The organism is Janthinobacterium sp. SUN100, assembly GCF_030397705.1.
Lineage (GTDB): Bacteria > Pseudomonadota > Gammaproteobacteria > Burkholderiales > Burkholderiaceae_D > Janthinobacterium > Janthinobacterium kumbetense.
Genome location: NZ_JAPUBU010000006.1, coordinates 124,811 through 144,484 on the forward strand (window position 1 = coordinate 124,811; position 19,674 = coordinate 144,484).

Consider the following 19,674-nt stretch of genomic DNA (forward strand, 5'->3'; position numbering starts at 1 on the left):
CCCCGCAGGTGGCCGGGGCAGGGCAGAAGAGAGTGGCTGCTTACTTCGCTGGTGCGGGCGGCGCTGGCGCGTCCGCGGCCTCTTCGTCGCGTTGTTTCTGTTTCTTCTTGCCCAGATCAAATTCCAGTACTTTCCATTGCGGGCCGCGCAGGGCGCCGCTGTGGGCCTGGTCGCCGCCGGCGGCCGGCTTCATGTAATAGGTGCTGCCGCCGCTCGTCACTTTCACTTCGGACGTCACGCCCGCTTCGCGTTTTTCGGTAATCTGCTGCTTGGCCGCGGCCGGCGCCACGGTGATGGGCGCTTCGCCCATTTCCTCGATGCGTTCCAGTTGTGGCGGCGCGTCGCTCGGTTTGGCCGGCGTCTGGGCGCTGGCGATGGCCGAACATGCCAGCAGGGGCAGGGCGAGGAATGTCCAGAGTGTCGATGTACGCATCATGATGGGTTCGCTTCCATGTGAGGGACTGCAGCGCGTGCAGTAGTGTAATGCCGTCAATTTATCTATAAGGCATTGTAACAAACTGGTAGGCAATGCTGTTTAATACGGCTGATTAATGTGCCGAAATGGCCAGCAGTGGCGGCCCGCGCGCCCGCACGGGGCCGCCAGGGTGGCAAAAACGCCGGAAACGGCAGGTGTTGCGGCCGGTGGCGCGGCCCTAAACTCTGCGATAATTGGGCGATATTCCGCCCGCCTGCCGATGTTTCTTCCCGGCTGGCGCGGCTCACCTTATTTTATTGGCATTATGCAAAACACCCTGCTGTTAGTCGACGGTTCCAGTTACCTCTATCGTGCCTTCCATGCGCTGCCCGACCTGCGCAGCCCGGACGGCTATCCCACGGGCGCCATGCACGGCATGGTCAACATGCTGCGCCGCCTGCGCGCCGACTACCCGGCCGCCTATATCGCCTGCGTTTTCGATGCCAAAGGCAAAACTTTCCGCGATGACATGTATCCGGAATACAAGGCCACGCGCGCCTCGATGCCGGACGACCTGCGCCTGCAGATCGAACCGATCCACGAAGCCGTGCGCGCCATGGGTTGGCCTATCCTGATGGTCGACGGCGTGGAAGCGGACGACGTGATCGGCACCCTGGCCGTGCAGGCGGCCGCCGCCGGCATGGATGTGGTGGTGTCGACGGGCGACAAGGACCTGGCGCAGCTGGTCAACAGCCAGGTGACCCTGATCAATACCATGAGCAATGAAAAGCTCGATGAAGCGGCCGTGCTGGTCAAGTTCGGCGTGCCGCCCAACCGCATCATCGATTATCTGTCGCTGATCGGCGATACGGTCGACAACGTGCCGGGCGTATCGAAATGCGGCCCGAAGACGGCCGTCAAATGGCTGACCTTGTACGACAGCCTGGAAGGCGTGATGGAAAACGCGGCCAAGGTGGGCGGCGCCGTGGGTGAAAACCTGCGCACGGCCCTGCCATGGCTGCCGCAGGCGCGCGCCTTGATCACCGTCAAGACCGATTGCGACTTGTCCGAACACATGACGACCATCGCCGACTCGCTGGTGGCGAAACACGAAGACAAGGAAGCGCTGCTGGCCTTCTTCCAGCGCTACGGCTTCAAGGCCCTGCTGCGCGAACTGGGCGCCACGCCGCCGCCGATGTCGCCCGTTGGCGCACCGGCAACTGGCGGCGCTGCCGCCAACACGACGGGCGACATGTTTGCCGATGCCGCTCCGGCCGTGGACGCCGTGTATGAAACCGTGCTGACGGACGAGCAGCTGGACAAATGGATCGCCCTGATCGATGCGGCGGCTTTGACGGCCGTCGATACGGAAACCACGTCGCTGGAACCGATGACGGCGCAAATGGTCGGCATTTCCCTCTCCGTGGCAGAGCACGCCGCCTGCTATATCCCGCTGGCCCACGATTACGCGGGCGCGCCGGAACAGTTGACGCGCGAACACGTGCTGGCGAAACTGCGTCCATGGTTGGAAGATGCGAACAAGCCCAAGCTGGGCCAGAACCTCAAGTATGACAGCCACATCTTCGCCAACCACGGCGTGACGTTGCGCGGCATCGCCCACGATACCTTGCTCGAATCGTATGTGTTCGAATCGCACAAGAAGCACGACATGGACAGCCTGGCCCTGCGCCATCTGAATTACACGACCATCCCGTTCGAGGACGTGTGCGGCAAGGGCGCCAAGCAGATCACGTTCAACCAGGTGGAAGTGGAGCAGGCGGCGAAATACGCGGCCGAGGATGCGGACGTCACCTTGCGTTTGCACAATGCCATGTGGGGCAATGTGGCGAATGATGAGAAGCTGACCTTCATCTATGAAAAGATCGAGATGCCGACGGCCGTGGTCTTGCAAAAGATCGAGCGCAACGGCGTGCTGATCGACGATGAATTGCTCAACATCCAGTCGGCCGAGCTGGCCGTCAAGATTCTCGAACTGGAAAAGAAGGCGTATGAACTGGCCGAGCAGCCGTTTAATCTGGGCTCGCCCAAGCAGATCGGCGAAATTTTCTTTGAAAAATTGAAACTGCCGGTGGTCAAGAAAACCCCGACAGGCGCGCCGTCGACGGATGAGGAAGTGCTGCAAAAGCTGGCCGAGGATTATCCGCTGCCCAAAGTGCTGCTCGAATACCGCGGCATGGCCAAGCTGAAGTCGACGTATACCGATAAATTGCCGAAGATGATCAACGTCACGACGGGGCGCGTGCACACGAACTATGCGCAAGCCGTGGCCGTGACGGGACGGTTGGCGTCGAACGATCCTAACTTGCAGAATATTCCCATCCGCAGCGCGGAAGGCCGGCGCATCCGCGAAGCGTTTATTGCGCCGCCGGGCAGCCATATCGTCTCGGCCGACTATTCGCAGATCGAATTGCGCATCATGGCGCACATCTCGGGCGATGAAGCCATGCTGCGCGCGTTTGCCGACGGCATTGACATTCACCGCGCCACGGCCGCCGAAATCTTTGGCGTGCCGGCCGCGGAAGTGCAGAGCGAACAGCGCCGCTACGCCAAGGTCATCAACTTTGGTTTGATCTACGGCATGAGCGCATTCGGCCTGGCCGGTAACCTGGGCGTGGACCGCACGGCCGCGCAAAGCTATATCGACCGCTATTTCGCCCGTTTTTCCGGCGTGAAACAGTACATGGAAGACACGCGCCAGCAAGCGAAGGCGCGCGGCTACGTGGAAACCGTGTTCGGCCGCCGTTTGTGGTTGCCGGAAATCAATTCGCCGAACGGCCCCCGCCGCCAGGGCGCGGAACGGGCGGCGATCAACGCGCCCATGCAGGGCACGGCCGCCGACTTGATCAAGCTGGCCATGATCGCCGTGCAAGGCTGGCTGGAAACGGACAACTTGCAGACGAAGATGATCATGCAGGTGCACGATGAACTGGTGCTGGAAGTGCCGGACGCCGAGCTGGAACTGGTCAAGCGCAAGCTGCCGGAACTGATGGCGGGCGTGGCCGCGCTGAAAGTGCCGCTGACGGCCGAGGTGGGAATTGGTAAAAACTGGGACGAAGCGCATTAATTAAACGCAACATTTTCAGGAGAAACGCATGAGCGACATGATCACCGATTGTGAAAGTTTGCTGGGCCAGAGCAGCTTGTCCGGGCCTGACGGCCGGCGTGGTTTCCTGAAGGTGGCGCTGGGCACGGGTTTTGCCGTGGCCGTGCTGCCCGTGGCGGCGCAAAACGTCGTCAAGACGGATTCCGCCGGACTCGTCACGGGAAGCATGTCGGTGATGGTCGATGGCCAGGCCGTGCCCGTGTATGCGGCCCAGCCGGAAGGCAAGACGGGTTTGCCCGTGGTATTGGTCATTTCGGAAATCTTTGGCGTGCATGAACATATCGCCGACATGGCGCGCCGCTTCGCCAAGCAGGGCTATCTGGCGCTGGCGCCCGACCTGTTCGTGCGCCAGGGCGATGCCACCAAGGTGGCCAGCATTGCCGATTTAATGAAGGGCATCATCGCCAAGACGCCGGACGCGCAGGTGATGGCGGACCTCGATGCTGTTGTTGCATGGGCGAAACAGAATGGCGGCGACACGAGCCGTTTGGGCATCACGGGCTTTTGCTGGGGCGGGCGCATCACGTGGCTGTACGCGGCGCACAATCCGGCCGTCAAGGCGGGCGTGGCCTGGTATGGCCGCCTCGTCGGCGAACCGACTGCCTTGCAGCCGAGCAACCCCATCGATATCGCCGCCAGCCTGAAAGTCCCCGTGCTGGGCTTGTATGGCGGCAAGGATACGGGCATCAGTCAGGAATCGATCGGCAAGATGAAGGATGCGCTGGCCAAGGGCGGCAACCAATCCGAGTTTGTCGTGTATCCCGATGCGGGCCACGCCTTCAACGCCGATTACCGCCCCAGCTATGTGGCGGCCGATGCAAAAGACGGTTATGCGCGTTGCCTGGCCTGGTTCAAAAAGCACGGCGTGGCGTGATGCCGCAACAGAAAAATACCGCATTTCCCAGAAATTGACGCGAAAGCCGCACCGGGCTGTAAAATGCCCGGTGCGCGCCAATGCAGTACAATTGCATCTTCATCGCGCGACGCTGCCGCCAGGCGCGCAAAAAATTAAACAATAGATAACAACGCATTCATCAGGCCAGACGCCAGCATCGCGGGCGCCAGTGACCCGGCGCCATTTTGAGGTAAGAAAATCATCGATCCCGTCCTTATATCCATTTTGCTCGCGACCACGATCGCGGGCGTGTTCAGCATTACCGCGGCGGCGATCTTTTCGTTTGCATTCCTCTCCAAAGTGGTCGAGCGCATGGTCAGCTTGTCCGTCGGCATCATGTTGTCGACGTCCCTGCTGCACGCCTTGCCCGAAGCGTTCGAATCGCAGGCAGACCCGCGCAGCCTGTTCGCCACCCTGCTGGCGGGCTTGCTGGCCTTTTTCATGCTGGAAAAATTCGCGATTTTGCGCCATTCGCACCACCACGAAGGCGACGGCCACCACCACGCGCACGGCCACGACAAGCACGAAGCGGGCAAGTCCGGCTGGATGATTTTGGTGGGCGACGGCATGCACAACTTTACGGACGGCATCTTGATCGCCGCCGCCTTCCTGGCCGACCCGAAGCTGGGTCTGGTGACGGGCCTGGCCATCATCGCGCATGAAATCCCGCAGGAAATCGGCGACTTCATCGTGCTGCTCAACGCGGGTTTCTCGCGCCTGCGCGCCTACATCTTCAATCTGCTGTGCAGCCTGATGGCGGTGGCGGGCGGCTTGCTCGGCTATTTCACCCTGGACCGCGCCAGCAACCTGATTCCTTACGTGCTCGTGTTTGCCTCGTCCGGCTTCATCTACATCGCCTTGAGCGACCTGATGCCGCAGATGCAGCGCCGCGCCACCTTGCGCGAAACCATCCCGCAAGTGCTGCTGATCGCGCTGGGCGTGTGCATCGTGCTGTTTTTGACGCATAAGCGCCACGGCGGTTGATGTCCGGCACTGCCGGCGCAGTGCTACCTATGCTATATTGCCTTTCTGACTAACTTGCACAGAAAGGAGGAAAATATCATGGAAGAAAACTTGTTGCTCGCCGTATGGCGCGCACGCTCTTTAAGCGCATTTGCCAGCTCTTGCCCACGTTCTATCGCGCTGCGATAACCTGGCCAGAGCAAAGTCACCCTCCCAGACGAGTCCTTTCCTGGTACTCCGTTGTCGTTAGCGCTCCTGTTAACGCGGATGCTTGCATCCCGAACAAAGACAAGAGCCATGACTACCCTGATCTCGACACAAGCTTTACAACTGGATACCCACGACGGTTTCCTCTTCAATGAACTCTCCTTTACCTTGCGCCAGGGCGACCGCATCGGCCTGATCGGCCACAATGGCTGCGGCAAATCCACCTTGCTGGGCTTGCTCAGCGGCACGCGTGCAGCCACTGCCGGCACCATCCACTATTCTCGTGCCTGCCGCTTGCAGCACGTGGAGCAGCACTTGCCGCCGGAACTTGCCAGCCTGAGCCTGTACGACGCCTTGCTGGCGCCCGTGCTGGAGCAGCCGGAACTGCATTGGCGGGTCGACAGCCTGCTGGCCGAACTGGGCTTTGATGTTGATACGGCGCAAGTGCCCGTGCATTCCCTGTCCGGCGGCCAGCACACGCGACTGCTGCTGGGGCGTGCCCTGCTGCAGGAACCGAACGTGCTGCTGCTCGATGAGCCGAGCAATCACCTGGACTTGCCGTCGCTGCTGTGGCTGGAGCAATTCCTGCTGGCCTGGCGCGGCGCCTTCATCCTCGTCTCGCACGACCAGCGCTTGCTCGACAACGTGGCCACGCGCAGCTGGATCTTGCGCGACAGCCGGCTCTACGATTTCGACTTGCCGTGCGGCCCCGCGCTGGCGGCGCTGGCCGAGGCGGACGTGGCCGCCGCCGCCCGGCATGCGGCCGAACAGAAGGAAATCGACCGCCTGTCTGCCAGCAGCGCCCGCCTGGCCCTGTGGGGCCGCACCTATGACAATGAAGACCTGGCGCGCAAGGCCAAGACCATGCAGCGGCGCATCGACAAGTTGAAGGATGAGCAATCGTTCGTCAGCGATGGCGCGCCGTGGCGCTTGAGTCTGCGCGGCAAGGCGCTGGCGGCCGACCAGCTGCTGGCGCTCGATGGCCTGGACGTGCGCGCCGTGCCCGCGTCTCCCGTGCTGTTCCACGTCGGCCAGCTGTGGCTGAAACCGGGCGACCGTATCGCCTTGCTGGGCGCCAACGGCAGCGGCAAGTCGTCGCTGCTGCGCCTGTGCTGGCAAGCGATCCAGGCGCAGGAAGAACGTGCGGACTTGCGCTACCACAAGGCGGCAAACATCGGCTATTACGACCAGTCGCTCAAGCAACTGGCCGATACGGCCGACCTGTCCGACGCCCTGTACCCGTTCGCCGTGCAAAACGAGGCTGCGCGCAGCCAGGTGGCGCGCAAGCAGGCGTTGATAACGGCCGGTTTTCCGTATGCGCGCCATGGCCAGACGGTGGCCACCCTGAGCGGCGGCGAGCGGGCGCGGCTGCTGTTCCTGGGACTGTCGCTGGCCAGTTATCACTTGCTGCTGCTCGACGAGCCCAGCAACCACCTGGACATGCAGGGCAAGGCGGAGCTGGGGCTGGCGCTGCAGGGCTTCGAAGGGGGCTGCCTGCTGGTGTCGCACGACCGCGACCTGATCGAGACGGCCTGCAACCGCTACTGGGTGGTGGCCGACGGCGGACTGGAAGAGTGGCCCGACGCGGCCAGCGCGTATGCACGGCTGAGTCTTGAGGATGGGCAAGCGCCGGCGTCCGCGCAAACCGACGTCGACGTGCAATTGGAACGCTTGTGCGAACTGGAACAATTGCTGGCGGAAGACCTGGCGAGAAAACCGCGCCACCAGAAGCCGGCCAGCCAGCAGGCGTGGCAGGCGGAACTGGAGCAGTTGAATCAAGCGCTGGGGATAACGTCGTAGTTACCCACAGCGCATAAAAAAGCGGACCGAGGTCCGCTTTTTTTTAGTTACCCGTCGCCACGGGCCGCGCCGGATCGGCGCACCATTCGCTCCACGAGCCCGGATACAGGGCCGCGCCAGGCAAGCCGGCCACTTCCAGGGCCAGCAAGTTGTGGCAAGCCGTCACGCCGGAGCCGCATTGCAGGATGGCCGCTTGCGGTGCATCAAACAATGCGCTGAAATCGCGCCGCAGTTCCTCGGCGCCTTTGAAACGGCCATCTGCTTGTAAATTATCCTTGAAGAAACGGTTTTTCGCGCCGGGGATGTGGCCGCCCACGGGGTCGATGGTTTCATTTTCGCCCCGGTAGCGGTCAGGGGCGCGCGCGTCGATGACCGTCAAGGCCCGGGTTTCCAGGTTGGCGATGACGTCTTGCACGGTGACCGTGCGCGTCAGGCTGGCTTTTTCCGTGAGCTTGCCGGCAGGGCGGGGCGCCACGGGCGTGACCAGCGGCAAGCCCTGTGCTTGCCAGGCGGCCAGGCCGCCGTCGAGTACGGCCACGGCCGGGTGGCCGACCCAGCGCAGCAGCCACCACAAACGGGCGGCGAACATGCCGCCTTGCCCGTCATAGGCGACCACTTGCGTGTCGTCATCGATGCCCCAGCCGCGCAGGGTGGCCAGCAGCGTATTGCGGTCGGGCAAGGGATGGCGGCCCGTGAAGGCCGCGCCGCGCGCCGTCTTGGGGCCGGACAGGGCCGTGTCGATATCGGCGAACTGGGCGTTCTGGATGTGGCCGGCGGCAAACGCGTCGCTGCCGGCCGTCGGGTTGAGCAAGTCGTGGCGGCAATCGAGGATGACCCAGTTGCTGTCATTCACGTGGCTGGACAAATCATTGCTGTTGATCAAGGTCGTATACAAGGTCATGACTCCTTACACTTCGCTGGCGATGGGATCCGTGCGCGCGATCGCCGCGCCACGGGCCGTGTTGCGGGTATTGTAATAGGTCGCCGCGATGCCGGAAGCGAGAATGATGCCGATGCCGGCCCAGCCATGCCAGTCGAACAGGTCGCCAAAGATCACCACGCCCCAGAAGCTGGAAAAGACGATGCCTGTATATTGCAGATTCGCAACCACGAGGGTCTTGCCCAGGCGATAGGCGCGCGTCATGGCCATCTGCGCCATGGTGGCGCACAGGCCGATGGCGGCCAGCAAGCCGATGCCGTAGCCGCTCGTGTGCGCATGCCAGACGACGGGGCCGCCGCCGGCGCTGGCCACGTGGCCGATCACGCCGGCGAGGAAATTGACGACCGAGAAATAGAACACGACCCGGTATTCGGGTTCGCCCAGCAAGCCCAACTTGCGCACCTGCAGGTAGGCGAGGGCCGATAGCATGCCGGAAATCAAGGCCGTGATGGCGCCGGCCGCCTGGTCCGTCTCGAATACGGGTTGCAGCAGCAGGGTCACGCCGACAAAGCTCATCGCAATGGCCGCCACCAGCGGCCACTCGACTTGCTGCGTTGCCTTCCACCAGCCGCCGGCCAGCAGGATCACGGCGATCCAGATGGGCGCCATGTAATTGAGCGTCATGGCCGTGGCCAGCGGCAGGATGGCGATGGCGTAAAACCACAGCCACAGGGCGATCACGCCCACCACGCCGCGCCACAGATGCTGGCCCGGCATCGTGGTTTTAAAACTGCCGCCCTGGTACAAAATCGTGCAGCTCATGACGGTCATGCCGATGATGCCGCGATACATGACGATTTCAGACGTCGAATACATGTCCGACGCCAATTTGACGCACACGCCCATGATGGCAAACATGAAACTTGCAAACAGCATCCAAAGAGATTGCATCTGATTCCTGAAAAACGCGGGGATAAAAAAAGGCCGCACGAGGCGGCCCTTGAGGGATTACAGTTCGATATTGTTGCGGTACCACTCGTGGAAATGCTGCATGCCATCTTCCATCGGCGACTGGTAAGGACCCACTTCGCTCACGCCGCGCGCCATCAGGGCCTTGCGGCCCGCATCCATGCGCTGGGCGATTTCATCGTCCTCGACGCAGGTTTCCATGTAGGCAGCCCGTTCCGCTTCGACGAAGTCGCGCTCGAACAACACAATTTCTTCCGGGTAATAGAACTCCACCACGTTGCGCGTCTTTTGCGGGCCGTCGGGCCACAGGGTCGAGACGATCAGCACGTGCGGATACCATTCGACCATGATGTTCGGATACAGGGTCAGCCAGATGGCGCCATACGGCGGCACTTCGCCGCCGCGGAATTGCAGCACCTGCTCTTGCCATTTCTTGTAGGCAGGCGAGCCGGCTTGCTGCAGGCCGCGGTGCACGCCCACCGTCTGCACGCTGTAATCCTTGCCGAATTCCCAGCGCAGGTCGTCGCAGCTGACGAAGCTGCCCAGGCCCGGGTGGAACGGTTCCACGTGATAGTCTTCCAGATAGACTTCGATGAAAGTCTTCCAGTTGTAGTCGCACTCGTGGATTTCCACGTGGTCGAACATGTAGCCGGAAAAGTCGAGGTCTTTCGAGACGGACAAATCTTTCAATTTTTCCATCACGTTGTAGCCATTTTGCTCGAACAGCAAGCCATTCCAGCTTTGCAGCGGCGTTTTCGACAGGTTCAGGCACGGCGTCTCGGGGAAATGCGGCGCGCCGATCAGTTCACCCTTGAGGTCGTAGGTCCAGCGGTGCAGCGGGCAGACGATATGGTTCGCATTGCCGCGGCCATTGAACATCAGCGCCTGCCGGTGGCGGCACACGTTGGACAGCACTTCGATGCCATTGGCGTTGCGCACGAGCATGCGCCCTTCGTTCTCAGACGCCAGGGTCGCAAAATCGCCGGTTTCCGGCACCATCAGCTCGTGCCCGACATAGCGCGGGCCGGCTTGGAACAATTGCTGCATTTCACGCTGCAACAGCGTTTCGTCAAAATAGACGTGGACCGGAAGTTGCGCGTTTGAGCGCGCCAGCTTGGCGTGAGTAGCCAGATCGGACATCCCAACCCCCCATAAATGTACAACGGTCAGCAGTGCCCCAGGCCATTCCCTGGGCAACCGCTACAGAGAGAAAGAATCCGCAAAGACCTGAATTCAAATTTGTTGAAACGGTATTTCGGACAGAACCGGCGATTATAGCGCGGATCGGCCTCGGCATTATCAAAACCCCCCGGCAAATAGGCTTTTAATGAGAAACATTGTCATTTGGCGCGCAATTTCCGGCGCAGAGGGGCGATTCGGCTAAAATCTACTGACAAGCTGGCAACGCTATTGACTTTGAGCGCGTCGATTGCGCTTTAGTTTTCACTTAATAGTGTGGTTTGTTCTAAAATAACGCTTCTATGCTGGCCGGGAATCCCCGGCGTCTCCCTACAAGCCCCTCGTGCCACGAAGAGATCTGAGTCTATGTCGAAGAAATTAACTGCCGCTGCCGCAGTGCCGGCCTCGTTTGAAGAGGCAATGGCGGAACTGGCGCAGCTGGTAACGCAAATGGAAGCGGGCCAGTTGCCGCTGGAAGCATCGGTCGCGGCGTATCAGCGCGGCTCGGAACTGGTCAAGTATTGCGCGACCCAGCTCGACAGTGTCGAAGCGCAGGTGAAAGTACTCGAAGGCGACATGTTGAAACCGTTCACGGATGCCGGCGAGGCCGCCCAATGATGGCCAGCATGCAACAAGACAGCGTCACCTTCGGCGATTGGATGCAAAGCACCCAGTCCGGCGTGGAAGGCCGGCTCGACCAGTTCCTGCCGGCGGCGGACGCCGTGCCGCACAAGCTGCACGCTGCCATGCGCTATGCGCTGCTGGGCGGCGGCAAGCGCGTGCGCCCGCTGCTGGTGATGGCGGCTGGCGAACTGTTTGATGCCGATCAAGATACCCTCGCGCGCGCTGCTTGCGCGCTGGAAATGATTCACGTGTATTCGCTCGTGCATGACGACATGCCCTGCATGGATGACGATGCCTTGCGCCGTGGCAAACCCACCGTGCACATCGCCTACGACGAGGCGACGGCCCTGCTGGTCGGTGACGCGCTGCAATCGCAGGCGTTCATGCTGCTGGCTGACGGCGCGGCGATTCCTCCCGCGCGGCAAATGGCCATGATCAAGCTGCTGGCGCACGCCTCCGGTTCTGCCGGCATGTGCGGCGGCCAGGCGATCGACCTCGACAGTGTCGGCCTGGCCTTGACCCTGCCGCAGCTGGAACAGATGCATCAACTCAAGACGGGCGCCTTGCTGCGCGCGGCCGTGATTCTCGGCGCGCTGGCCGGCAAGGACTTGACGGCGGACGACATGACGGCGCTGAACGCGTATGCGCGCGCCGTGGGCCTGGCGTTCCAGGTGGTCGACGACGTGCTCGACGCAACGGCCGATTCGGCCACCCTGGGCAAGACGGCAGGCAAGGATGCGGCCGCCAACAAGCCCACCTACGTATCGATACTGGGGCTGGAACCATCGAAAGCCCTGGCAGAACAATTGCGGTGCGACGCCCATGCGGCGCTGGCGCCATTCGGGGACAAGGCACGCCGTTTGCGCGAGCTGGCGGACCTGGTCGTGCAGCGGAAGGCATAAATGAAACTGTTAGAAACCATCAATGAACCAGCGCAAGTGCGCAAGCTGGCCCGCTCGCAACTGGTGCCGCTGGCCCAGGAATTGCGCAGCTTCCTGCTCGATTCCGTTTCCAAGACGGGCGGCCACCTGTCGTCCAACCTGGGCACGGTCGAGCTGACCGTCGCGCTGCATTACGTCTTCAACACGCCGCACGACCGCATCGTCTGGGACGTGGGCCACCAGACCTATTCGCACAAGATCCTCACGGGCCGCCGCGAGCGCATGCACACCCTGCGCCAGAAAGATGGCATTTCCGGCTTCCCGAAGCGCGACGAAAGCGAATACGACACCTTCGGCACGGCGCACTCGTCGACGTCCATTTCCGCCGCGCTGGGCATGGCGCAGGCTGCCAAGATCAAGGGCGACCCGCTGCACGCGATCGCCGTGATCGGCGACGGTTCGATGACGGCCGGCATGGCCTTCGAGGCGATGAACAATGCGGGCGTGCAGGAAGACGTCAACCTGCTGGTGATTTTGAACGACAACGACATGTCGATCTCGCCGCCTGTGGGTGCGCTGAACCGCCACCTGGCGCGATTGATGTCGGGCCAGTTCTATGCGGCCGCGAAAAACGTCGGCAAGTCCGTCTTGCCCGGCCCCGTGCTGGAACTGGCGAAGCGCTTTGAAGAGCATGCCAAGGGCATGGTCGTGCCCGCCACCATGTTCGAGGAATTCGGTTTCAATTACATCGGCCCCATCGACGGCCACGACCTCGATTCGCTGATCCCGACCTTGCAAAATATCAAGCAATTGAAGGGTCCGCAATTCCTGCACGTGGTGACCAAGAAGGGGCAGGGCTACAAGCTGGCCGAAGCGGAACCGATTCTGTACCACGGCACGGGCAAGTTCAACCCGGCCGAAGGCATCAAGCCGGCAACGGCGCCCGCCAAGATGACGTACACGGAAGTGTTCGGCAACTGGCTGTGCGACATGGCCGCGCACGACAAGCGCCTGGTGGGCATCACGCCGGCCATGCGCGAAGGCTCGGGCATGGTCAAGTTCGAACAGAAGTTTCCGACCCGCTACTTCGACGTCGGCATTGCCGAGCAGCATTCCGTGACGTTCGGCGCGGGCCTGGCTTGCGAAGGCTTGAAACCCGTCGTGGCCATCTATTCGACCTTCCTGCAGCGCGCCTACGACCAGCTGATCCACGACGTGGCCCTGCAAAACCTGGACGTGACGTTCGCGCTGGACCGCGCCGGCCTGGTGGGCGCCGACGGCGCCACGCACGCGGGCAACTATGACATGGCGTTCCTGCGCTGCATCCCGAACATGGTCATCATGGCCGCGTCGGATGAAAACGAATGCCGCCAAATGCTGACCACGGGCTACCACTACCCAGGTCCGGCCGCCATCCGCTATCCGCGCGGCGCCGGCGCGGGCGTGGCCATCGTGCCGGAACTGACCAGCATCGAAATCGGCAAGGGCGAGATCAAGCGCCAGGGCCAGCGCATCGCCATCCTGGCCTTCGGCTCGATGGTGGCGACTAGCGTGGCGGCGGGCGAGAAGCTCGACGCGACGGTGGCCAATATGCGCTTCGTCAAGCCGCTCGACGTGGCACTGGTGAAACAGTTGGCTGCCGAGCACGATTACCTGGTGACGGTGGAAGAGGGCTGCATCATGGGCGGCGCCGGCTCGGCCGTGGCCGAAGCGCTGGCGGCGGAGGGCATCGTCAAGCCTATCCTGATGCTGGGCTTGCCCGACACCTTCATCGACCATGGCGACCCCGTGCAGCTGCTGAAAAGCGTCGGCCTGGACGCCAGCGGCATCGCCGCCTCGATCGAACAGCGCTTTGGCGGCACGCAGCCGCCGCGCCTGGCAGCCGTCAGCTAAGCTGGCGTGCATACGGAAAAGCGACACCGCGGTGTCGCTTTTTTTTCGCCCTCGGGGATTTTACGCTGCACTGCAACATTTTTCGCTCGGGAATGCTACGATGACGCTTTGATACCCTTTCAAAGTCCAACTTGTATCTCAGGAAACTTCACCGCCGTTCGCGCGCACTGGCCGGCCGCTGGCTGACGGGCGTGCACGCCTATACCGACACCCTGGCGCAGCGCCGTCCCCTGTGGATGGTCAGCCTGGCCATCGATGAAACGAACCTGTCCGAAGGCTTGCGGGCCGCATGCGCCTCGAGCGCCATGCTGCTGCTGGGCCTGCTGTTCGACCATCCTGATTTTTCCTGGGCCGCCATCGGCGCCTTCTGGACGTGCCTGGCCGACGCGGCCGGCACGCGGCGCATGCGCTTCGTCTCGATGGTGGGCTTCGGCTTGCTGTCGACCGTGGCCGGCCATGGCGTGGCGACGGCCGCCATCGCCGTGCTGCTGTTTTCCTGGGCCGGCGCGCTGGCGCGCATCTGGGGCGCGGCCACGGCGCAAGTGGCCATCCTGGCCGCCACGGCCTGCGTGGTGATGGTTACGCATCCGCTGGCATCGATGACGCAGACGGCGCCTTTCCTGGGCCTGTACATGTTCGGCTGCCTGTTCGCCACCGTGCTCAGTTTTACCGTCTGGCGCATCCACCCGTTCGGCCCGAGCCGGCGCGCCATCCGCGCCGCGTATTCGCGCCTGGCCGGCATCGCGCGCGACAATGCGCGCTTCCTCGCACATGATGCGGCGCAGGCGGACGTTGCCGCGCATGGCGCCAGCTACCGTTCGCAGGCGCGCGCCGCGCTGGAAGCGGCGCGCGTGGCGCTGGCCGCCGTGCCGCCCGCGCGCGCGGGCCGCAGCGCCCTGTACGACAACCTGCTGCTGGCGCTCAGCGACGCCGAGCGCATCTTCGCCTATCTGATCGCCGTCACGCATACGTGCGAGCGCGAGCAGCAGCGTCTGCGCCAGGACCCGCGCGCGCGGCGCAGCCTGGAAGTGATGGCGGTGCTGCTGCGCCGCCTGGGGCAAGCCGTGCAGCGCCAGCCGGAAACGCCGCCCCTGGAATTGCAGCGCCGCCTGGCTGGCTGCGGACGGCGCCTGGAAGCGGCGCTGGGCGCCTTGCTGCCGCTGCGCCTGAACGTGGACTTCATGGAGCTGGGCTTGCCGCGCGCGGCGCAGCTGCCGTGGCGCGAAGCGGCTTTCCTGGCGCTGGGGCAGGCGTGGCAGACGGCGAAAGTCAATGCCACGCCGCAGTCGCTGAGCTGGCGCCATGCGGCGCGCGTGTCGCTGGCGACGACGGCCGGCTTCCTGCTGGTCGAGGCGCTGCACATTCCGTTCGGCTACTGGGCCACCATGGCGACCTTATTGATACTGCAGCCGTCCGTGTCGACCACCTGGCCGCGCGGCATCGAGCGGGTGGCGGGCAGCGTGCTGGGCGCCGTGCTGGCCGTGCTGATCGGCCTGGTCATTTACACGCCGCTGGGCATCTCGCTCGTGGTGTTTCCCCTGATCGTCGCCACCATGGCCTTGCGCCGTGTCAGCTACAGCTTGCACGTGCTGTTCATGACGCCCGCCTTCGTGCTGGTGGCCGACTATGCGGCGCCGGCCAGCGAGATGGTGTATGCGATGAGTCGCCTGGGCAACAATGTGCTGGGCTGCGTGCTGGCCTTGCTGGCCACGTTTTTCCTGTGGCCCGACCGCGAAGCGGACGACCTGGACCAGCGCCTGGCCAAGGCCGTGTCGGCCAACCTGAAATACCTGCTGGCCGTGCTGGCGGCGGGCGGCAAATGGGACAGCGCCATCGCGCGCCTGCGCCGCGAGGCGGGGCTGGCCAGCAATAACGCGGAGCAGGTCTTGCAGCGCTTGCGCATCGAGCGCCGCCTGGACCGCAGCAGCGGCGTGGGCCTGGCGGCGCTGCGTACCTTGCCGCTGCTGCGCCGCGTCGCGGGCAGCACGGCGCGCATCAGCCTGAGTCCCCAGGCCGAGCCGGCGCCGCCCGCACTGCAGCAGTGGATCGCCGGCGTCAGCGGGGAAATCGATGCCTTGCTGCGCGGCGCCGCCGACGCCAGCGGGCCTGGTCCCTGCATTGCCGACAGCCTGACGCCGCTGCAGGCCGATGCCGTGGCGCAGGTGCAGTTGCTGCGCGGCTTGCTGCGCGAACATGTGCAGGCGCAGGCGGAGCAAACGCCGGGAAAATTGACGCAGATCGCCGAATAGACAAGCCCTGTCCCCTTTCGCTGTGCTGCTGCCATGTTGCTGGTTATCATTGGTCGAAGCCAGCGTACAAGAGAGGAATGAGCGACGTGTATAGATTTACAGCAGGAAAGACCGGATGGGTGGCCGCAGCGCTGCTGGCCATGACAGTGGGATTGCCTGGAGGAGGGGATGCGGCGGCGCGCGAAGCCACTACCACCGTTTGCGCCACGCCGGCGGGCTGGAATTCAGCCTGTCTGCGCCAGGCGTATGCCCGTCCCATTGCCGACTGGCCCCGTCCGCACCTGCCCGTCGGCGTGGCCGCCGCGGAAATGGCGCCTGTATCGGCCATACCTGTGCCGCCTGTGGCACCGGCCGTCGCGGCGCTGGGACAGCGCTTGTTCAACGACCCGCGCTTGTCGCGCGCGAACGCGGTCGCCTGCATCAGCTGCCACAGTCCCGCCCACAGCTTTGCCGACAGCAAGCGCACCTCCGTCGGCCACGAAGGCCGCCTGGGCCAGCGCAATGCGCCGGGCCTGCTGGGCGTGGGCCAGATCAAGTCGCTGTTCTGGGATGGCCGCGCCGCCACCCTGGAAGAGCAGGCGCTGGGCCCCTTGCAGCATCCGGACGAGATGGCCATGGACGTGCCGGCCCTGGCGGCCAAGCTGTCCGCGCTCGATGACTATCCGGCGCAGTTCGACGCGGCTTTTGGCCGGGGCGCCGGCGTGACCTTGCCGCGCATCTTGACGGCGCTGGCCGATTATCAGCGCACTTTGTTGCCGCCTATCACCCGTTTCGATACCTTCCTGGAAGGCCGGCGCGCGGACTTGAACGACCGCGAGCTGCTGGGCCTGCACCTGTTCCGCACCAAGGCGCGCTGCATGACTTGCCACAGCGGCGCCTTGCTGACGGACCAGCAATTCCACAACCTGGGATTGACGTATTACGGGCGCAAGAAATACGAAGACCTGGGACGCTACCTGGTGACGGGCAAGGATGAGGACGTGGGCAAGTTCCGCACGCCCGGTTTGCGCGGCGTGGCGCAATCGGGGCCGTGGATGCACAACGGCCTGTTCCCGCAGATGGTGGGTTTGCTGAACATGTACAACGCGGGCATGTCGCGCCCCGTGCCGCAGAATGCGCAGCAGGCGGCCGATCCGAAGTTTCCCGTCACGTCGCCCCTGCTGCAGCGCTTGCAGCTGACGTCCGATGAAATCATTGCGTTGAAGAGTTTTCTGGAAGTGCTGTAGCCGCTCGGCCGGCTGCGCCCGCAGCCGGCCTTTACCTGCTTGCGGCGCCGATATTGTATAGACGTTTGGCGCCTCCCAATCTCTCCAAATTCCACATTCGATGGGCTTTCCCGATATATTTTCCAAAGTGGAAATTTATCGAAAGGAAACGTTGACTCTAAAATAAGTGCGGTCTATATTCGATTTTGTAGCAAGCAAAGATGAAATTTCTTACGACTGGTCTGACGCGATTGCCTGAGGCAATCGCCAACATGGAGAGTAGTAAATGAAAAAGATTGCAGCATTTATTTTTACCCTGGGATTGAGTGCTTCCTATGCCTACGCTTCGGATATCGGCTGCTCTGCCTGCGAGGAAGAATGGCGGGAATGCACGATGCAAAATGGCGAGAGGTCCCCATTTTGCATCGGCAGTTACAAAGCCTGCCTGAAAGTGTGCGAAATCGGTGCCTGATACCCGTGCGTTGCAAGGCGGGCGGCAAGCGCATGCTGCGTCGTCCGCCATCGATCATTTTCGCCTCTGACAATACTTATGATGCAGAAAAAAATTAAAACCATCGCCATGTATGGCGTGATATTGGCCGCCGGCCTGGGCAGCGGTTATGGCCTGTCTTTATTGCCTGGTTTATTCAAATCGACTTACACGGAAGGCAATTACGCCGCGTATTTCCCGAATGCCCAGGCGAAGGTGGTGTTGTACGGCACGGACTGGTGCGGCTATTGCGCCAAGACGCGCGCGTACTTCAAGGAAAACAAGATCGACTTTGTCGATCTCGATATCGAAAAATCGCCGGAAGCGAGAAAAGCCCATGAAGAACTCGGCGGCGGCGGCGTGCCCGTGGTGTTGATCGGCAACCGCAAGATCCAGGGTTTCAATACGGGCGCGCTGGAAGCGGCGCTGAAGAAAATCTGACGTTTCAACGTATTCACCTGAAAGGCTGACCATGTCCAAAAAGATTGCCGCTTTTCTGTTTGCCGTCGGCGCCGCCCTGTCCTTCAGCGCCCAGGCATTTGGCCCTGACTGCACTTTTGTCTGCGAACGCAACCTGCTCGATTGCGTGGAATTCGGCCAGCCGGCCTGCATGGAGAATTATCAGGCTTGCCAGAAGGAATGCCTGCGCCCGCCACGTAATTGACGCGCGGAGGCCATACCCGTTTATGGATGGCGCGTAAAAGACGGCGCGCCATGGATGTTGCCCCTCGTCTGACATTTCTGCAAAGGAGTACCGATGTTTAAAAAACTGGGTTTCTTTTTGTTTGCCATGGGCCTCAGCGCCTCGTATGCGATCGCCGGTGGCGGCGATCCGGAATGCTACTCGCAGTGTAACGCCGAGCTGGAACAGTGCATGACCAGCCAGCCGGGGTCGCCAGGCGCGTGCAGAAGGATGCAACAGATTTGCTACGCCAGCTGCGATCCGATCTTGCCATAAATGAGGATGGCCGGTCGCCAGCATCCTGGCTGGGCCGGCTGCATCACCTCAACCGTCCTGCAGTCCCTCATTCCCGAAAAGGAGTGCTTATGTTCAAAAAGCTGGGTTTCTTTTTGTTTGCCATGGGCGTTAGCGCTTCGTATGCGATCGCCGGCGACGGCGACCTGGAATGCTATCTGACTTGCGATGACAACCTGGAACAGTGCATGATTAAAAATCCGATGTCGCCAGGTGCCTGTACCAAGGCACACATGCTATGCAACGACCGCTGTGATCCGTACTTGCCATAAATAAATAATTTTACCGGCCAGCCAGTACGCTGGCCAAGCCGGCTTTGGATGCATTATCCCCGCGTGCGGTCATGCCGCCACAGCACGTCGCTGCCGCCGGCAAAGCGGTTCAGCACGCGCGACAGCACGAACAGCAGGTCCGACAGGCGGTTCACGTACTGGCGCGGATGTTCGTGCAGCGGTTCCGCATTGGCCAGCGCGACGATGCTGCGCTCGGCGCGGCGGCACACGGTGCGGCACACATGCGCCAGCGAGGCGGCACGCGAACCGGCCGGCAGGATGAATTCGCTCAAGGCCGGCAAGTCCGCATTGTATTTCGCCAGCAGGTCGTCGAGGCGCAGCACGTGCTCTTCCTTGATCAACTGGTAGCCGGGGATGCAGATTTCGCCGCCCAGGTCGAACAGATCGTGCTGGATGGCCACCAGTTCGTCGCGCAAGGCGTCGGGCATGGCTTCGCACAGCAGCAATCCCAGATTCGAATTGAGTTCGTCCACGTCGCCCATGGCATGGATGCGTGCGCTGTCCTTGCTGGTGCGGCTGCCGTCGCCCAGGCCGGTGCTGCCATTGTCGCCCGTGCGCGTGGCGATTTTCGAAAGTCGGTTGCCCATGATGTCGATCCTGTAAAGAAGAATGGGGGCAGCATACGACACCG

The 19,674-nt window shown here is 62.5% G+C and carries 19 protein-coding genes; 14 read left to right on the forward strand and 5 right to left on the reverse strand.

Annotation, left to right across the window (positions count from 1 at the left end):
• Positions 1 to 40 precede the first annotated feature (40 nt).
• Positions 41 to 436, reverse strand: coding sequence for a hypothetical protein (locus O0881_RS26185; RefSeq protein WP_070278239.1), 396 nt, complete (start codon positions 434 to 436; stop codon positions 41 to 43).
• Positions 437 to 740: 304 nt separating this feature from the next.
• Between O0881_RS26185 and polA the strand changes: the two genes are divergently transcribed.
• From polA to O0881_RS26205, 4 genes are all read left to right on the forward strand, one after another.
• On the forward strand, positions 741 to 3,500 hold the full coding sequence (gene polA / locus O0881_RS26190; RefSeq protein WP_251351020.1) for a DNA polymerase I: 2,760 nt from the start codon (positions 741 to 743) through the stop codon (positions 3,498 to 3,500).
• Between the two features lie 28 nt (positions 3,501 to 3,528).
• The gene (locus O0881_RS26195) at positions 3,529 to 4,413 is read left to right on the forward strand and encodes a dienelactone hydrolase family protein (protein ID WP_099665491.1); all 885 of its coding nucleotides are present in this window, start codon (positions 3,529 to 3,531) and stop codon (positions 4,411 to 4,413) included.
• Between the two features lie 246 nt (positions 4,414 to 4,659).
• Positions 4,660 to 5,418 (forward strand): ZIP family metal transporter, encoded by a 759-nt coding sequence (locus O0881_RS26200; protein WP_099665490.1) that lies wholly within the window; start codon positions 4,660 to 4,662, stop codon positions 5,416 to 5,418.
• A gap of 276 nt (positions 5,419 to 5,694) precedes the next feature.
• Positions 5,695 to 7,404: an ATP-binding cassette domain-containing protein gene (locus O0881_RS26205; protein WP_289913607.1), complete on the forward strand. Its 1,710-nt coding sequence runs from the start codon at positions 5,695 to 5,697 to the stop codon at positions 7,402 to 7,404.
• Between the two features lie 43 nt (positions 7,405 to 7,447).
• Here O0881_RS26205 and O0881_RS26210 read toward each other — a convergent pair whose 3' ends face one another.
• From O0881_RS26210 to O0881_RS26220, 3 genes are read right to left on the reverse strand one after another with little or no spacing between them, the layout of a single operon-like run.
• The gene (locus O0881_RS26210) at positions 7,448 to 8,299 is read right to left on the reverse strand and encodes a sulfurtransferase (protein ID WP_289913685.1); all 852 of its coding nucleotides are present in this window, start codon (positions 8,297 to 8,299) and stop codon (positions 7,448 to 7,450) included.
• A 12-nt stretch (positions 8,300 to 8,311) separates the two neighbouring features.
• Positions 8,312 to 9,235, reverse strand: coding sequence for a DMT family transporter (locus O0881_RS26215; protein ID WP_034784818.1), 924 nt, complete (start codon positions 9,233 to 9,235; stop codon positions 8,312 to 8,314).
• 57 nt (positions 9,236 to 9,292) lie between these two features.
• Positions 9,293 to 10,393: an aromatic ring-hydroxylating dioxygenase subunit alpha gene (locus O0881_RS26220; RefSeq protein ID WP_289913608.1), complete on the reverse strand. Its 1,101-nt coding sequence runs from the start codon at positions 10,391 to 10,393 to the stop codon at positions 9,293 to 9,295.
• Positions 10,394 to 10,798: 405 nt separating this feature from the next.
• Here O0881_RS26220 and O0881_RS26225 point away from each other — a divergent pair, with 405 nt between their 5' ends.
• The 10 genes from O0881_RS26225 to O0881_RS26270 all read left to right on the forward strand — a co-directional run bounded on the left by O0881_RS26225 (position 10,799) and on the right by O0881_RS26270 (position 19,022).
• Positions 10,799 to 11,050 (forward strand): exodeoxyribonuclease VII small subunit, encoded by a 252-nt coding sequence (locus tag O0881_RS26225; RefSeq protein WP_251351026.1) that lies wholly within the window; start codon positions 10,799 to 10,801, stop codon positions 11,048 to 11,050.
• 8 nt (positions 11,051 to 11,058) lie between these two features.
• Entirely contained in the window at positions 11,059 to 11,958 is a 900-nt protein-coding gene (locus O0881_RS26230; RefSeq protein ID WP_180278625.1) for a polyprenyl synthetase family protein, read from the forward strand.
• On the forward strand, positions 11,959 to 13,830 hold the full coding sequence (dxs, locus tag O0881_RS26235) for a 1-deoxy-D-xylulose-5-phosphate synthase (RefSeq protein WP_289900412.1): 1,872 nt from the start codon (positions 11,959 to 11,961) through the stop codon (positions 13,828 to 13,830).
• Between the two features lie 131 nt (positions 13,831 to 13,961).
• The gene (locus O0881_RS26240; RefSeq protein ID WP_289913610.1) at positions 13,962 to 16,079 is read left to right on the forward strand and encodes an FUSC family protein; all 2,118 of its coding nucleotides are present in this window, start codon (positions 13,962 to 13,964) and stop codon (positions 16,077 to 16,079) included.
• An 86-nt stretch (positions 16,080 to 16,165) separates the two neighbouring features.
• Positions 16,166 to 17,305: a cytochrome c peroxidase gene (locus O0881_RS26245; protein ID WP_289913611.1), complete on the forward strand. Its 1,140-nt coding sequence runs from the start codon at positions 16,166 to 16,168 to the stop codon at positions 17,303 to 17,305.
• Between the two features lie 265 nt (positions 17,306 to 17,570).
• Positions 17,571 to 17,756 (forward strand): hypothetical protein, encoded by a 186-nt coding sequence (locus O0881_RS26250; protein ID WP_289906814.1) that lies wholly within the window; start codon positions 17,571 to 17,573, stop codon positions 17,754 to 17,756.
• Positions 17,757 to 17,834: 78 nt separating this feature from the next.
• Positions 17,835 to 18,215, forward strand: a complete 381-nt coding sequence (locus O0881_RS26255) for a glutaredoxin family protein (RefSeq protein WP_289913612.1) — start codon at positions 17,835 to 17,837, stop codon at positions 18,213 to 18,215.
• Positions 18,216 to 18,246: 31 nt separating this feature from the next.
• Complete coding sequence (locus tag O0881_RS26260) at positions 18,247 to 18,438, forward strand: hypothetical protein (protein WP_289913613.1); 192 nt, start codon at positions 18,247 to 18,249, stop codon at positions 18,436 to 18,438.
• Between the two features lie 93 nt (positions 18,439 to 18,531).
• On the forward strand, positions 18,532 to 18,732 hold the full coding sequence (locus tag O0881_RS26265; RefSeq protein ID WP_289913614.1) for a hypothetical protein: 201 nt from the start codon (positions 18,532 to 18,534) through the stop codon (positions 18,730 to 18,732).
• Between the two features lie 89 nt (positions 18,733 to 18,821).
• Entirely contained in the window at positions 18,822 to 19,022 is a 201-nt protein-coding gene (locus tag O0881_RS26270) for a hypothetical protein (RefSeq protein ID WP_289913615.1), read from the forward strand.
• Between the two features lie 53 nt (positions 19,023 to 19,075).
• Here the strand turns inward: O0881_RS26270 and O0881_RS26275 are convergent, their stop codons facing one another.
• The gene (locus tag O0881_RS26275) at positions 19,076 to 19,630 is read right to left on the reverse strand and encodes a cob(I)yrinic acid a,c-diamide adenosyltransferase (RefSeq protein WP_034784827.1); all 555 of its coding nucleotides are present in this window, start codon (positions 19,628 to 19,630) and stop codon (positions 19,076 to 19,078) included.
• Between the last annotated feature and the right edge of the window lie 44 nt (positions 19,631 to 19,674).

Coding starts and splice junctions, on each gene's coding strand:
- dxs (WP_289900412.1), top strand. CDS start 11,959: ATGAAACTGTTAGAAACCATCAATGAACCAGCGCAAGTGCGCAAGCTG.
- O0881_RS26250 (WP_289906814.1), top strand. CDS start 17,571: ATGAAAAAGATTGCAGCATTTATTTTTACCCTGGGATTGAGTGCTTCC.
- O0881_RS26205 (WP_289913607.1), top strand. CDS start 5,695: ATGACTACCCTGATCTCGACACAAGCTTTACAACTGGATACCCACGAC.
- O0881_RS26255 (WP_289913612.1), top strand. CDS start 17,835: ATGATGCAGAAAAAAATTAAAACCATCGCCATGTATGGCGTGATATTG.
- O0881_RS26270 (WP_289913615.1), top strand. CDS start 18,822: ATGTTCAAAAAGCTGGGTTTCTTTTTGTTTGCCATGGGCGTTAGCGCT.
- O0881_RS26260 (WP_289913613.1), top strand. CDS start 18,247: ATGTCCAAAAAGATTGCCGCTTTTCTGTTTGCCGTCGGCGCCGCCCTG.
- polA (WP_251351020.1), top strand. CDS start 741: ATGCAAAACACCCTGCTGTTAGTCGACGGTTCCAGTTACCTCTATCGT.
- O0881_RS26215 (WP_034784818.1), bottom strand. CDS start 9,235: ATGCAATCTCTTTGGATGCTGTTTGCAAGTTTCATGTTTGCCATCATG.
- O0881_RS26220 (WP_289913608.1), bottom strand. CDS start 10,393: ATGTCCGATCTGGCTACTCACGCCAAGCTGGCGCGCTCAAACGCGCAA.
- O0881_RS26195 (WP_099665491.1), top strand. CDS start 3,529: ATGAGCGACATGATCACCGATTGTGAAAGTTTGCTGGGCCAGAGCAGC.
- O0881_RS26275 (WP_034784827.1), bottom strand. CDS start 19,630: ATGGGCAACCGACTTTCGAAAATCGCCACGCGCACGGGCGACAATGGC.
- O0881_RS26265 (WP_289913614.1), top strand. CDS start 18,532: ATGTTTAAAAAACTGGGTTTCTTTTTGTTTGCCATGGGCCTCAGCGCC.
- O0881_RS26225 (WP_251351026.1), top strand. CDS start 10,799: ATGTCGAAGAAATTAACTGCCGCTGCCGCAGTGCCGGCCTCGTTTGAA.
- O0881_RS26230 (WP_180278625.1), top strand. CDS start 11,059: ATGCAACAAGACAGCGTCACCTTCGGCGATTGGATGCAAAGCACCCAG.
- O0881_RS26185 (WP_070278239.1), bottom strand. CDS start 436: ATGATGCGTACATCGACACTCTGGACATTCCTCGCCCTGCCCCTGCTG.